Origin of the sequence: Agrobacterium sp. CFBP2214, assembly GCF_030209895.1 — a bacterium.
In the GTDB taxonomy this organism is placed as follows: Bacteria; Pseudomonadota; Alphaproteobacteria; order Rhizobiales; family Rhizobiaceae; genus Agrobacterium; species Agrobacterium radiobacter.
Genome location: NZ_JARVRC010000007.1, coordinates 1 through 13553, shown reverse-complemented (window position 1 = coordinate 13553; position 13553 = coordinate 1). Strand labels below are relative to the sequence as shown.

At 59.5% G+C, this 13553-nt stretch carries 12 protein-coding genes; 5 read left to right on the top strand and 7 right to left on the bottom strand.

Annotation, left to right across the window (positions count from 1 at the left end):
- From hisH to hisB, 3 genes are read right to left on the bottom strand one after another with little or no spacing between them, the layout of a single operon-like run.
- The gene (hisH, locus tag QRN60_RS18770) at positions 1-651 is read right to left on the bottom strand and encodes an imidazole glycerol phosphate synthase subunit HisH (RefSeq protein ID WP_003505386.1); all 651 of its coding nucleotides are present in this window, start codon (positions 649-651) and stop codon (positions 1-3) included.
- 1 nt (position 652) lies between these two features.
- Positions 653-1138: a DUF2628 domain-containing protein gene (locus QRN60_RS18765; RefSeq protein ID WP_112356353.1), complete on the bottom strand. Its 486-nt coding sequence runs from the start codon at positions 1136-1138 to the stop codon at positions 653-655.
- A 22-nt stretch (positions 1139-1160) separates the two neighbouring features.
- Positions 1161-1757: an imidazoleglycerol-phosphate dehydratase HisB gene (hisB, locus tag QRN60_RS18760; protein WP_129564828.1), complete on the bottom strand. Its 597-nt coding sequence runs from the start codon at positions 1755-1757 to the stop codon at positions 1161-1163.
- Between the two features lie 200 nt (positions 1758-1957).
- On the opposite strand from hisB, the gene hslV reads away from it, so the two are divergent.
- From hslV to QRN60_RS18740, 4 genes are all read left to right on the top strand, one after another.
- Positions 1958-2482 (top strand): ATP-dependent protease subunit HslV, encoded by a 525-nt coding sequence (hslV, locus tag QRN60_RS18755; protein WP_129564829.1) that lies wholly within the window; start codon positions 1958-1960, stop codon positions 2480-2482.
- 75 nt (positions 2483-2557) lie between these two features.
- Positions 2558-3865, top strand: a complete 1308-nt coding sequence (hslU, locus tag QRN60_RS18750) for an ATP-dependent protease ATPase subunit HslU (protein ID WP_003505390.1) — start codon at positions 2558-2560, stop codon at positions 3863-3865.
- 199 nt (positions 3866-4064) lie between these two features.
- On the top strand, positions 4065-5030 hold the full coding sequence (locus tag QRN60_RS18745) for a DUF1402 family protein (protein WP_003505391.1): 966 nt from the start codon (positions 4065-4067) through the stop codon (positions 5028-5030).
- Between the two features lie 119 nt (positions 5031-5149).
- Positions 5150-7318 carry a malate synthase G gene (locus QRN60_RS18740; protein WP_165000612.1) on the top strand — a complete coding sequence of 723 codons (2169 nt, stop codon included), beginning with the start codon at positions 5150-5152 and terminating at the stop codon, positions 7316-7318.
- A 78-nt stretch (positions 7319-7396) separates the two neighbouring features.
- Here QRN60_RS18740 and QRN60_RS18735 read toward each other — a convergent pair whose 3' ends face one another.
- Positions 7397-8110 (bottom strand): L,D-transpeptidase, encoded by a 714-nt coding sequence (locus QRN60_RS18735; protein WP_003505393.1) that lies wholly within the window; start codon positions 8108-8110, stop codon positions 7397-7399.
- 183 nt (positions 8111-8293) lie between these two features.
- On the opposite strand from QRN60_RS18735, the gene QRN60_RS18730 reads away from it, so the two are divergent.
- On the top strand, positions 8294-8779 hold the full coding sequence (locus tag QRN60_RS18730) for an MmcB family DNA repair protein (RefSeq protein WP_111792805.1): 486 nt from the start codon (positions 8294-8296) through the stop codon (positions 8777-8779).
- Between the two features lie 6 nt (positions 8780-8785).
- Here the strand turns inward: QRN60_RS18730 and QRN60_RS18725 are convergent, their stop codons facing one another.
- The 3 genes from QRN60_RS18725 to hrpB all read right to left on the bottom strand — a co-directional run bounded on the left by QRN60_RS18725 (position 8786) and on the right by hrpB (position 13249).
- A complete protein-coding gene (locus tag QRN60_RS18725) occupies positions 8786-9373 on the bottom strand; it encodes an ActR/PrrA/RegA family redox response regulator transcription factor (protein WP_111792806.1) in 588 nt (195 codons plus the stop codon).
- A gap of 73 nt (positions 9374-9446) precedes the next feature.
- Positions 9447-10754, bottom strand: coding sequence for a two-component system sensor histidine kinase ActS (gene actS / locus QRN60_RS18720; protein ID WP_111793374.1), 1308 nt, complete (start codon positions 10752-10754; stop codon positions 9447-9449).
- A 29-nt stretch (positions 10755-10783) separates the two neighbouring features.
- Positions 10784-13249 (bottom strand): ATP-dependent helicase HrpB, encoded by a 2466-nt coding sequence (hrpB, locus tag QRN60_RS18715; RefSeq protein WP_423622319.1) that lies wholly within the window; start codon positions 13247-13249, stop codon positions 10784-10786.
- Positions 13250-13553 lie beyond the last annotated feature (304 nt).

Below are 13553 nucleotides of genomic sequence, written 5' to 3'. Positions count from 1 at the left end.
TCAGGGCTTCCAGCGCAGGAAATTGGAAATCAGGGCAAGGCCGAGCGTCTGGCTTTTTTCCGGGTGGAACTGCGCGCCCGCCATATTGTCGCGACCGACGAAAGCCGTCATCGCGCCACCGTAGTTGGTGGTGGCGATGACATCCGTCGAGTGCTTTGCCGACAGATGATAGGAATGCACGAAATAGGCGTGCAACCCATCCGCTCCGGTCTTGATGCCGTCGAAAAGCGGGTGAGCGTGGCGGATTTCCAGCGTGTTCCAGCCGATCTGCGGGATTTTGAGGCTGGGGTCGGACGGCGTCATTTCCACGACGTCACCCTCAATCCAGCCGAGTCCGGTACTGACAGTCTTTTCGAGCCCGCGCGAGGACATTAGCTGCATGCCGACGCAGATGCCGAGGAAGGGGTGCGCTTTTTTCTCGACGGCTTCGATAAGCGCCTCATGCATGCCGGGAACGGCTTCGAGACCCGCCCGGCAATCCGCATAGGCACCAACGCCCGGCAGGACGATGCGGTCTGCCGAGGCGACGTGATCCGGCTTGTCGGTCAGGTCGATGGTTGCATTGATGCCGGCTTCGCGGGCGGCACGCTCGAAAGCTTTGGTGGCCGAACGCAGATTGCCCGAACCGTAGTCGATGATCGCGACACGCATGTCAGCGCCTTCCATTCAAGTCGAAAAGAAACGATCCTGCGGGATCGTTGACGAAGTTTTTGTCGCCTCTATTTTGCGGCGAAGGAGACCAGACCGGCTGGGACAGCTGTTCCGCCGTTTCGGCGGTTTCGGAGAAATATATGTCTTCGGCGCTCGAAAGATCAGGGGCGGAAACGACTGACGCTAGCTTCCAGCCTTTGCGGATCAGGTGCCGGACGAGAAAATCGCGTCCCTCCAGCGCCGTGATGAGCCCGATGGCGAAACCGCAGAGAAGTCCAACCGGTTCGAATCCGGCTAATATTGATACCCGTCCGGCCAGAAGGAGCGCGATGATAACCACCGCCGTTGCCAGCCACAGGCGGTTGATGGCGAGCCAAAGCCAGGGCGCAATCAGGGCCAGCCAGACGAAACGGTCGGCAATGAAGCGGGTCGTCTTGTGGTCCCTGTCCGGCCCGTTGGGGGCTTCCAGAACGAGATAGCTTGTCATGGGCTTCCTGACAGCTTTGGCGTCAGGCCAGCATGCCCTTTGTCGAGGGAACGCGGCCTGCCTGCCGGGGGTCGATCTCGGTTGCCGTGCGAAGAACGCGGGCAACGGCCTTAAAGCATGTTTCGGCGATATGATGATTGTTGGCGCCGTAATGGTTCAGGACATGCAGCGTGATGCCGGCATTCTGGGCGAGCGCCTGAAAGAATTCGCGCACCAGCTCGGTATCGAAGGTGCCGATCTTCGGTGCGGAAAAATTGACGTTCCAGACGAGAAAGGGTCGGCCGGAAATATCGACGGCGGCCTTGGTCATCGTCTCGTCCATGGCAAGATCGAGCGAGGCATAGCGGGTAATGCCGCGCCGGTCGCCCAGCGCCTTGGCAATCGCCTGGCCGATGGCAATACCGGTATCTTCCACGGTGTGATGGTCATCGATATGCAGGTCGCCCTTCACCTCGATCTCCATGTCTATCAGCGAATGGCGGCTCAGCTGGTCCAGCATATGGTCGAAAAATCCTACGCCGGTGGAAATTGTCGACTTGCCGGTGCCGTCGATATCCACGCGCACCGAAACCGCGGTTTCGTTGGTGTTGCGGATAATCTCGCCTTTACGTTCTGCCATTTTGGCCGCTCCGTGAAAATGTTGCCGTTCCTTATCAGCACGGGACACAAATATCCAGTTGTTCCATCGTCTTGCATGACACGCCGAAAACGGTGCGTCGCCGCGAAGATTGCAATCGTGAAAAGCAAACTTACATAGAAACCGAGAAGGGCCGCATCCGGCCCGTTAACCCCAGGCCCGGCAGGGCAGACAGGTGTTTGATGACAACAATTATTACAGTCAGAAAGGGCGGCAAGGTCGTCATGGCTGGCGATGGCCAGGTGAGCCTTGGCCAGACGGTCATGAAGGGTAATGCCCGTAAGGTTCGCCGTATCGGCAAGGGTAAAGTGATTGCCGGTTTTGCCGGTGCGACGGCGGATGCCTTCACGCTGCTCGACCGTCTTGAGAAGAAGCTCGAGCAATATCCGGGCCAGCTCATGCGCGCCGCCGTCGAGCTTGCGAAGGACTGGCGCACCGATAAATATCTGCGCAATCTTGAAGCGATGATGCTGGTGGCCGATAAAACCACCACGCTTGCCATCACCGGTAATGGCGATGTGCTGGAACCGGAACACGGCGCGATCGCCATCGGTTCCGGCGGCAACTACGCCTTTGCGGCGGCCCGCGCCATGATGGACACGGACAAGTCGGCCGAAGAGGTGGCGCGCCAGTCGCTCGATATTGCGGCCGATATCTGCGTTTATACCAACCACAACCTCGTCGTCGAAACCCTCGACGCTGAGTAAGCTCAATTTCTCACCAATGGGTCCTGTGGGCCGGGCCTGGATGGCCGGCCGGAGCAGGAAAGCCGAGAGGATAGAATGACAACTTTTTCTCCCCGGGAAATCGTCTCGGAACTCGACCGCTTCATCATCGGCCAGCATGAGGCCAAGCGTGCGGTCGCGATTGCGCTGCGTAATCGCTGGCGCCGCCAGCAGCTCGATGAGAGCCTGCGCGATGAAGTCATGCCCAAGAATATTCTGATGATCGGACCGACCGGTGTTGGCAAGACCGAGATTTCGCGCCGCCTCGCCAAGCTTGCTGGTGCCCCCTTCATCAAGGTCGAAGCCACGAAGTTCACCGAAGTCGGCTATGTCGGACGCGATGTCGAACAGATCATCCGCGATCTGGTTGAAATCGGCATTGGCCTCGTGCGTGAAAAGAAGCGCGCCGAAGTGCAGGCCAAGGCGCATCAGAGCGCCGAAGAACGGGTGCTTGACGCGCTGGTTGGTGCAACCGCATCGCCTGGCACGCGTGAAAGCTTCCGCAAGAAGCTGCGTGACGGCGAGCTGGACGACAAGGAAATCGACATCGAGGTGGCGGATAGCGGCTCGGGCATGCCCGGTTTCGAAATTCCCGGCATGCCGGGCGCCAATATCGGCGTTCTCAACCTGTCGGAAATGTTCGGCAAGGCCATGGGCGGACGCACCAAGAAGGTGCGCACGACAGTGTCCAAATCCTATGCCGATCTCATCCGCGACGAATCCGACAAGCTGCTCGACAATGAAATGATCCAGCGTGAGGCGGTGAAGTCGGTCGAAAATGACGGCATCGTCTTCCTCGATGAGATCGACAAGATCGCCGCCCGCGACGGTGGCATGGGCGCCGGCGTCTCGCGTGAAGGCGTGCAGCGCGACCTGCTGCCGCTTGTCGAAGGCACCACGGTTTCGACGAAGTACGGCCCGGTCAAAACCGACCACGTGCTGTTCATCGCATCGGGCGCGTTCCATGTGGCGAAGCCTTCGGACCTCCTGCCCGAACTTCAGGGCCGCCTGCCGATCCGCGTCGAGCTGAAGCCGCTGACCAAGGAGGATTTCCGCCGTATCCTGACGGAAACGGAAGCAAGCCTCATACGCCAGTACAAGGCGCTGATGGCGACGGAGGAACTGGATCTCGATTTCACCGATGACGCAATCGATGCTCTGGCCGATGTGGCCGTTCATCTCAATTCGTCGGTCGAGAACATCGGTGCGCGCCGTCTGCAGACGGTGATGGAGCGTGTTCTGGACGAGATTTCCTTCAACGCGCCGGATCGCGGAGGCTCCGCCATCAAGATCGACCAGGAATATGTCAAAAAACATGTGGGCGATCTCGCCGCCGACACGGATTTGTCGCGCTATATTCTCTGAAGACTTCGGGGATCCGAGAAAGAAGAGTGCGGCCATATTTGCCGCACTCTTTTATTTTATCCGCCTTGTCTCGCATTCAGCCCGCATTTTGTTTATGGGAAGGGCTGCATTCCGGTTGGAACCGCTTTAGTGGAATGATCCGGTTTTCCCAGCGTATTTCGCTGGCGGAAACCGCAGGCTTGAGAAAAGGCATTCGCTCGTGCGCAAAACTCTTCTGGCATTTGCCGCTGCTTTGGCGGTCACCGTCACCGCGTCTTCTTACGTCGAAGCCGCGACGGTCGTTCCGCCGGGCAATCGCAATGCCGAACAGCCGGGTGTTCCCGGCGCTTCCGCAAAAAGAACCAAGGCGTCCAACACGTCTTTCGAGCGCAAATACCAGAAGGTCATCGAGCTTTTGTCCTCCGACAAGGCCCTGATCGCCAAGATCAAGTCGACGGCCGGGCGCTACGGCATCGATCCGATCCATATGATCGGCGCGATCGTCGGCGAACATACCTATAATGTCGACGCTTATGACCGGCTGCAGTCCTATTACGTCAAGGCCGCCTCCTATGCCGGCGGCAGCTTCCGTTTCGGCTACAAGGACGAAACCATCGCGCAGTTTCTGACGCATTCGCAATTTGCCAAATGCCAGTCGAAAAAGGATTCCTACAGCCTCTGGAATTGCCGTGAAGATGTCTGGGACGACAGTTTCCGTGGTAAGACCGTCGATGGCGTGGCCTATCCGAACAACCGTTTCAGCGCCGTATTCTTCCAGCCCTTTTATGCCGGCCAGACTTTTGGCCTCGGCCAGATCAACCCGCTGACGGCGCTGATGTTGTCCGACATGGTGTCGAGAACCTCCGGTTACGAGAGGCTGGATGAAAACGATGCCACAGCGGTCTATACGGCGATCATGGACCCGGACCGGTCACTCGCCTTCATGGCCGCCTCCATCCGCAAGTCTATCGATGATTACCGGTCGATTGCCGACATGGATATTTCGAAAAATCCGGGTGTGACCTCCACGCTTTATAATGTCGGCGGGTCGCAGCAGCGTGCTGCCGCCCTTGCCCAGAAGAACCGCCAACGCGCCTCGGGCGGGGAACAGCCGCTGTTACCGGAAGAAAACTACTACGGCTGGCTGGTGAACGACCGCCTCAAGGATCTGCAGGCGCTTTTGTAGAAAAAGACGACTATCGGCTCCATTGTTTCCAAAACGGAAATAATATTTGGCTGCCTGCCGCAATTGACGAGCGCCCGTCTCCGCGTCCAATCTGTATCTCCAGAATAGAGGAGGCGCATGTGAGCCGCACGAATAAATTCGGTCTTTCCATCGATGACAGGCTTTATGCCTTTCTGACTGACGACGTCCTGCCGGGCACAGGTCTGGACAGTGAGGCGTTCTTCGAAGGTTTTTCGACCATTGTTCACGAGCTTTCTCCGAAGAACCGTGAATTGCTGGCAAAGCGCGACGCCCTGCAGGAAAAACTGGATGGCTGGTATCGGCAGAATGGCGCTCCGGTAGATTTTGCTGCCTATGAGGGATTTCTGAAGGAAATCGGCTATCTGCTGCCGGAAGGCCCCGGCTTCAAGGTGGAAACCAGCAACGTCGACCCTGAAATTGCTGCCGTTGCCGGTCCGCAGCTCGTCGTTCCGGTTATGAATGCACGTTATGCACTGAATGCCGCGAATGCCCGCTGGGGTTCGCTTTACGACGCGCTTTACGGCACGGACGCCATTTCCGATGCTGACGGTGCGGAAAAGGGCAGGGGCTATAACCCCGGGCGCGGCGAGAAGGTCATCGCCTGGGCTCGCAACTTCCTCGATGAATCCGCGCCGCTGGAGACGGGAAGCTGGTCCGATGTGACCGGTTTCAAGATCGAGGATGGCCTGTTGCAGCTCGCCACCGGCGACGCCAAGACTGGCCTCACGGATGCAGCCCAGTTCAAGGGTTTCAGCGGCGAGGCGGCAAAGCCTGCAACGATCCTGCTTGGCAAGAACGGTTTGCACACCGAAATCGTCATCGATCCCTCGACCGAAATCGGCAAGGGCGACAAGGCGGGCATCTCCGATGTCATTCTTGAATCGGCGCTGACGACCATCATGGATTGTGAGGATTCGGTTGCCGCCGTCGACGCCGAGGATAAGGTGCTGGTTTACGGCAACTGGCTTGGCCTGATGCGCGGCGACCTGACGGAGGAGGTTTCGAAGGGCGGCAAGACCTTCACCCGCAGCCTCAATCCGGATCGCTACTACACGGCTCCCAATGGTGCGGCGCTGACGCTGCCGGGCCGTTCCCTGATGCTGGTGCGCAATGTCGGTCATCTCATGACCAATCCGGCAATCCTCGACAGGGACGGCCGCGAGGTGCCGGAGGGCATCATGGATGCCGTCGTCACGGCGCTGATCGCTCTTTATGATGTCGGTCCGTCCGGGCGTCGTCAGAATTCCCGCGCCGGCTCGATGTATGTGGTCAAGCCGAAGATGCACGGGCCGGAGGAAGTGGCCTTCGCCAACGAAATCTTCAGCCGGGTCGAAAAGCTTGTCGGCATGGCGCCGAACACCATGAAAATGGGTATCATGGATGAAGAGCGTCGTACCACGATCAACCTCAAGGAAAGCATTCGCGCCGCGAAGGATCGCGTCGTTTTCATCAATACGGGCTTCCTCGACCGCACCGGCGACGAAATCCACACCTCGATGGAAGCGGGTCCGATGATCCGCAAGGGCGACATGAAGCAGGCGGCGTGGATCGCCGCTTACGAGAACTGGAACGTTGATATCGGGCTGGAATGCGGCCTTTCCGGCCATGCGCAGATCGGCAAGGGCATGTGGGCCATGCCGGATCTGATGGCGGCGATGCTGGAGCAGAAGATCGCGCATCCGAAGGCCGGCGCCAACACGGCCTGGGTGCCGTCGCCGACCGCAGCGACGCTGCATGCCACGCATTATCACAAGGTCGATGTCGCTTCGGTGCAGGAAGGACTTAAAAGCCGCGGCCGCGCGAAGCTTTCCGATATCCTGTCCGTGCCGGTCGCGCCGCGTCCCAACTGGACGCCGGAAGAAATCCAGCGTGAACTCGACAACAATGCGCAGGGTATTCTCGGCTATGTCGTGCGCTGGGTCGATCAGGGCGTCGGCTGCTCCAAGGTGCCTGATATCAACAATATCGGGCTGATGGAGGACCGCGCCACGCTTCGCATCTCCGCGCAGCATATGGCGAACTGGCTGCGCCATGGCGTGGTGACAGAGGAACAGATCGTCGAGACCATGAAGCGCATGGCCGCCGTGGTCGATACGCAGAATGCCGACGATCCGGCCTATCTGCCGATGGCATCCGATTTCGACGGATCGGTGGCATTTCAGGCGGCTGTCGAACTGGTGCTGAAGGGCCGCGAACAGCCGAATGGTTACACCGAACCGGTTCTGCACCGTCGTCGTCTGGAACTGAAGGCCAAACAGGCGGCCTGACACCGTCAGCAGTCCTGAGAAACAAAAAAGCCGCCGGGGGAAATCCACGGCGGCTTTTTCTTGTCCGGTATCTGATCTTTACTGGATCACGACGACTTTCGTGCTGCGGCCGGGGCGGACGCGGCTGTAAAGGTCGATGACGTCCTGGTTGATCATGCGGATGCAGCCGGAAGAGGCGGCGGTGCCGATCGAGGCCCATTCGGGCGAGCCATGGATGCGGAACAGCGTGTCCTGTCCCTTTTCGTTGAAGAGATACATGGCGCGCGCGCCGAGCGGGTTGGAAAGGCCCGGTCCCATGCCGGCCTCGACATATTTGGCCACTTCCGGCTTACGGTCCGCCATTTCCTTCGGCGGATGCCACATCGGCCATTCCTGCTTCCAGGCGACATAGGCTTCACCGGCCCAGGCGAAACCCGCCTTGCCGACGCCGATGCCGTAACGAACCGCACGGTTGCCGGAGAGGATGTAATAGAGGTAACGCTCGCGCGTGTTGACGATGATGGTGCCGGCGCGTTCGGATGTCTGGAATTCGACAATCTGACGGCGATACTTCTCGTTGACACGGTTGATCGGAATGGCCGGCAGCGCATAGCCCGCATCGGTCACGGCACCGTAAACATCGTTGAAGATCTGGACCGTTTCGACCTTCGCCGGAACGGGGTCAGCAACCGGAACAGACGCTGCGATCTTGCCGGAGGTCGGAGCGGAGGATTGGGAGGTAGTTTCGGCGCAGCCGGCCAGAGCCAGTGCTGCCGTCAGACCGAGTAAGGTCAATGGAGTGCGGATGCGCATGTCGTTCTCGCGGAAAATTCGCCAAATTGTGCGAAGGAGTAGGCTTAATTGGATAAATCGGTTATTTTCCATTAAGCCGCTCTTGGCAAGCCGTTGCGCCGCCGCGAGGCGGTTGCGCCTTTAAAATTGCCGGTTGATTGCCTTTTTGCAACAATAGGCCAAACGCTTCAGCAGCCTTTATCCATGACTATTCTTTCCGTTACCAACAATAATCCGTTAATCGACGGACGCCAGTCGGACAAGGCGATGCTGGTGCGTCGCGGCGTTCAGGTGCTTCTGCACGAAATGCGCCATTCGGTGCTGCCGGAGCTGCCGCTTGCAAACGGGCGACGGGCCGATCTCATCAGTCTGTCGGTCAAGGGTGAAATCTGGATCATCGAAATCAAATCCTCCATCGAGGATTTCCGTGTCGATCGCAAATGGCCGGAATATCGCCTGCATTGCGATCGGCTGTTCTTCGCCACCCACCCGGAGGTTCCGACCGACATATTCCCGGAGGAATGCGGGCTGATCCTCTCGGATGGATATGGTGCCCATATGCTGCGCGATGCGCCGGAACATAAATTGCCGCCGGCGACCCGCAAATCGGTGATGCTGGATTTCTCGAGAACCGCCGCGACCCGGTTGATGCTGGCAGAATGGACAACCGGGCGCAGCTTTGGCGAATAAGTATCGTTACTTTGGGGCGCGTTTCGCGAGAATGCGCTGCAAGGTGCGCCGATGCATATTGAGCCGGCGTGCCGTTTCCGAAACGTTGCGCTCGCACATTTCATAGACACGCTGAATATGCTCCCACCGAACCCGGTCTGCCGACATGGGGTTTTCGGGAACTTCGGTCTTTTCACCCTTGCGCTGCGTCAGCGCATTGAAGACATCGTCCGCATCGGCGGGTTTGGCCAGATAGTCCAGCGCTCCCAGTTTTACGGCGGTAACAGCGGTTGCAATATTGCCATAGCCGGTCAGAACGACGATCTGCGTATCGTCCCGGTTCTGCCTGATCGCCTCGATGACTTCCAGACCATTGCCATCAGCAAGCCTCAGATCGACCACCGCATACTTCGGCGGCGCAGCCCTGGAACGGGCTATACCGTCACTCACCGTCTCGGCCGTATCGACGGCAAAGCCGCGTGTTTCCATTGCCCGGGCAAGCCGGCGCAAAAACGGGCCGTCATCATCGACGATCAACAGCGATCTGTCGGGCCCGATCGGATCGCCGTCGTCCGTTGGCGCGCTGGTGGAGTTGTTCTGGTCTTCTGTCTTCATGTTTGCGGCCTTCCGGCAACTTCGTCGGCTTTGTTTTCTTCTTCTTATCGCCGCTTCAACGTGGATGGTAAAGTCAACGGTTTCTTTTATCGTCCATAAGCGCTCGAGGCCAGACGATTGTGACCCTTGCTCCCTTTTCGCTTGTGCCGCGATTTTCAAAGGTGACACCGGCGCCGGAGCGCTCCAGCAGAGTCTTGGCGATGAAAAGCCCGAGCCCGAGCCCGCCCGCCCTTGTGTCGTTGTGACGTTCGGTCACATAGGGCTCGCCGATACGGGCAAGTACGTCATGGGCATAACCCGGCCCGTCGTCTTCAATGATGACGGCGACGTTCTGCTGATCGTAATCCACCGTTACGGTGACCTTTTCCCGCGCATAATCCACGCCGTTTTCAATGAGGTTGCCGAGACCGTAGATGATACCGGCATTGCGGATACCGACCGGCTCGTCGGCGCGATTGCTCTTTTCAACGAGTTCGAGGCGGATGCCGAATTCCCGGTGCGGGGCCATCACCTCCTCGATCAGCGAAGAGAGCGGCAGGCGGCGCATATGTTCTTCATTGTCGGTGGAAAGCGATGTGAGCCGGCGCAGAATGTCACGGCATCTTTCGCTCTGGCTGCGCAGCAGCGCTATATCTTCACCAAATTTTTCGTCATGCCCAAGTTCCCGCTCCATCTCCTTCGCGACGACGCTGATTGTTGCGAGCGGCGTGCCCAGCTCATGCGCTGCTGCTGCTGCCAACCCATCCAGCTGTGAAAGATGTTTTTCCCGCTCCAGCACCAGTTCGGTTGCAGCCAGAGCATCCGCCAGCTGATTTGCCTCATGCGAAACGCGATAGGCGTAAAAAGCCGCAAACGAGGTCGTGGCGATGATCGCGACCCAGGTGCCGACATGCAGCAGAAGCTGGATCGGCAAAACCTCACCCGGATACCAGGGAACCGGAAAGGGGGAAAAAGCGATCGCTGTCGAGCAGATGACGGCAAAGGCGAGAAGAATAAGCGAGTGCCGAAGCGGCTGGGAGGCAAACGCGATGATGACCTGCACGCAGATCAGCGGCGCGAACGGATTGGAAAGTCCACCGGTGATGTAAATGAGCGCCGTCAATTGCAGCAGGTCGAAGGCCAGCAGCAACGTCGCTTCCCAGGGCTCCAGACGATAGGTGGAGGGAAAACGGGCAGTGAGAAACAGGTTGGCGAGCGCCAGTGCCGCGATCAAGAGGCCGCAGGCCAGAAGCGGCAGGGGGAAATTGAGCCCGAAGGCGACAAGCAGGATTGTCGCCGTCTGTCCGGCAACCGCCAGCCAGCGCAGCCAGACAATGGTCTGCAGCCTTATCCTGCGGCTGGCGCGGCCAAGTCTCGTGGTTTCGATCGAATGGCCAGCCATTTTCGTCTCCTTTACCCTCTTTATCGTCATCACGTCCCGCGCGGTTTTGCGCGGCTGGTCGGCAGGGCCGATGCCGGGTCCTCCGGCCATGGATGGCGTGGATAACGTCCGCGCATATCCGCCCGCACGTCCTTCCAGGATCCCGCCCAGAAACCGGGAAGATCGCGTGTCGTCTGTATCGGCCTGTGTGCCGGCGAGGTCAATTCCAGGAGCAGCGGCAACCGCCCCTGCGCAATAGACGGGTGGGCTCTCAGCCCGAAAAGCTCCTGCACACGAATGGAAAGCGTCGGTTCGCTGGCATCGTAACGGATGGGGTGGCGCTGGCCCGTCGGCGCTTCGAAATGCGTGGGCGCCAGCCTGCCGAGGTCGCGCCCTACCTCATGCGGCACCAGGGACAGAATCCCGTCGGAAAGGCTGCCGGGCCGGATGTCCTGCAGGCTGCGCGCGCCGTTCTGAAAAGGGACGAACCATTTGTCCAGCCGCGAAAGCAAAGCCTCGTCGCTGACATCAGGCCAGGGGTCGCCGATACTGGCGTTCAGAAAGCCGATTCTGTCGCGCAGCTGCAGCGTCTCTTTCGAAAACGGAAGAATGTCGATGCCGAATTCCCTGATACCATTGGCGAGCGCCTGGGCCGCCTGTTCACCCTCGGGGCGGGGCAGGGGTGTTTCGTCGAGGATGATGGCGCCAAGCCGCGTCACCCTTCGCGCACGCGCCTGGCCGCTCGCCTTGTCGAAAAGCAGCTGGTCCTGCTGAACGATGAGGTGCGGCATCCGCTCTTCTATATCGGTCCTTTCTATGCCCGCCGCCGCAAGGATGCGCGGTTGCGCCGCCCGTCCGGTAATATCGGCCACGACAAGCATTTTGCTCGCCGCCAGACGCTCGGTCTCGGCAAGCTCCGCACCCCGCCCATTAGCCATTACATAACGTCCGCGCGCGCCACGCTGGAGTGCGATCCTGTCCGGATAGGCGTGCAGCAGCAGTGGACCGGCCTCACTCGGCAATTCGGCTGTCGCCGTTTTGTCGCCGATCGCATCGAACAGCCTCGATGCCAGCTTCCGCGCCGCCAGCGCCCTTTCGCTCCTGTCGGAAAGAAAGTGTCGCAGCCGTTCATCGAGATCGATGTCGTTTCCGCCGAGCCCCTGTTCCGTCAACATGACGGCGAGCATCGCCGCCTTTTTCCCCGCACCCTCGCTTGCCGCCGCAATCACCATGGCTGCCAGTCGCGGTGGCAGCGAAAGGCCGCGCATCAGACGACCGCGCTGCGTCAGTGCGCCGCCTTTGTCGAGCGCGCCCAGATTTTTGAGAAGCGCCACCGATTCTTTAAGTGCGGCTTCGGGGGGCATATCAAGAAAAGCAAGAGAAGACGGGTCCTGAACCCCCCAATGGGCGAGATCAAGCGCAAGGCCGGCGAGATCGCTCGCCAGAATTTGCGGTGGCGTAAAGGCATTGAGCGCCGCCGTCTGTCCTTGATGCCACAGGCGGATCGCAACACCGGGTTCCGTTCGCCCGGCGCGCCCCGCCCGCTGGTCGGCGGAAGCGCGCGACACCCGCACCGTTTCGAGCCTCGTGATTCCCGTTGCCGGCTCGAAGACGGGCAGTCGCTGTAATCCGCTGTCGATCACCACACGCACGCCATCGATCGTAATGGATGTTTCGGCAATCGAGGTGGCCAGCACGATCTTGCGCCGTCCGGCTGGCGCCGGCTTTATCGCTGCATCCTGCTCCTTCTGCGAAAGGTTTCCGTAAAGGGGGATGATATCCGTATCACTGGGAAAACGCCCCTCCAGCCGCGCGGCCGTTCGGGTAATTTCCGCCTGTCCCGGCAGAAAAGCGAGGATGGAGCCGGTTTCCGACCCATGGGCTTCGGTAATCGCCTTGGTGACTTTTTCTTCAACCGGTACGCCCTGCCAACGATCCTCATAGCGGACGTCGATCGGAAACGTCCGCCCAAGGCTCTGAATGACCGGGGCATCTGCCATGAGCGCGCTGATGCGTTCGACATCGAGAGTGGCGGACATGACGAGGATTCGCAGATCGTCTCGCAACCCACCCTGCACGTCCAGTGCAAGCGCCAGTCCGAAATCGCCGTCGAGCGAACGTTCATGGAACTCGTCGAAAATCACAGTCGAAACGCCGGCAAGTTCCGGATCGTCCAGAACCATGCGGGCAAACACGCCTTCGGTCACCACCTCTATCCGGGTTTTCGAGGTAATGCGATTGTCGAGCCGCATGCGGTAGCCGACGGTTTGCCCGACTTCCTCGCGAAGCAGCTCGGCCATGCGCCCGGCCGCGGCCCGGGCGGCAAGCCGGCGCGGTTCGAGAAGAATGATCTTGCCGTCACCCCGCCAGTCCTGCTGCAAAAGATGAAGCGGCACCAGCGTCGTTTTACCCGCGCCCGGAGGGGCTGAAAGAACTGCGCGCTTCGCCCCGGCCAGGGCCTCGGCGATATCGCCCAGAACGGCACTGACGGGAAGTTCGGGCGATTCAGTCTTCATAGGGACGGACGTTCTGGTCATGCAAACAGGCCTGCGGCGATTGGGGGTGGGTTTAAGCGTCTTATATGCCGTTTCTAATGCACGACCCTGCGCTTTGACAGCCGTATGTAAGGATAAGGCAAATGCTCCGCCGGCAAAATTGCGGTTCCTGGCGCGCTATTTGCAATGACGCATGGAGGGGAGACATCCGGCCTGTGGTGAAACGTCTGAAAATTCCTCCCCTTTTCGCCCATTTCCGTTGCGCACCACGAAACTATGTATTGATATCAATGGCTTGATAAAAATGTCAGTTTTTTGACGGTGT

Excerpts from the sequence above, each read along its gene's own strand:
- hisH (WP_003505386.1), bottom strand. The coding sequence starts at position 651 with ATGCGTGTCGCGATCATCGACTACGGTTCGGGCAATCTGCGTTCGGCC.
- QRN60_RS18765 (WP_112356353.1), bottom strand. The coding sequence starts at position 1,138 with ATGACAAGCTATCTCGTTCTGGAAGCCCCCAACGGGCCGGACAGGGAC.
- hisB (WP_129564828.1), bottom strand. The coding sequence starts at position 1,757 with ATGGCAGAACGTAAAGGCGAGATTATCCGCAACACCAACGAAACCGCG.
- hslV (WP_129564829.1), top strand. The coding sequence starts at position 1,958 with ATGACAACAATTATTACAGTCAGAAAGGGCGGCAAGGTCGTCATGGCT.
- hslU (WP_003505390.1), top strand. The coding sequence starts at position 2,558 with ATGACAACTTTTTCTCCCCGGGAAATCGTCTCGGAACTCGACCGCTTC.
- QRN60_RS18735 (WP_003505393.1), bottom strand. The coding sequence starts at position 8,110 with ATGCGCATCCGCACTCCATTGACCTTACTCGGTCTGACGGCAGCACTG.
- QRN60_RS18730 (WP_111792805.1), top strand. The coding sequence starts at position 8,294 with ATGACTATTCTTTCCGTTACCAACAATAATCCGTTAATCGACGGACGC.
- QRN60_RS18725 (WP_111792806.1), bottom strand. The coding sequence starts at position 9,373 with ATGAAGACAGAAGACCAGAACAACTCCACCAGCGCGCCAACGGACGAC.
- actS (WP_111793374.1), bottom strand. The coding sequence starts at position 10,754 with ATGGCTGGCCATTCGATCGAAACCACGAGACTTGGCCGCGCCAGCCGC.
- hrpB (WP_423622319.1), bottom strand. The coding sequence starts at position 13,249 with ATGAAGACTGAATCGCCCGAACTTCCCGTCAGTGCCGTTCTGGGCGAT.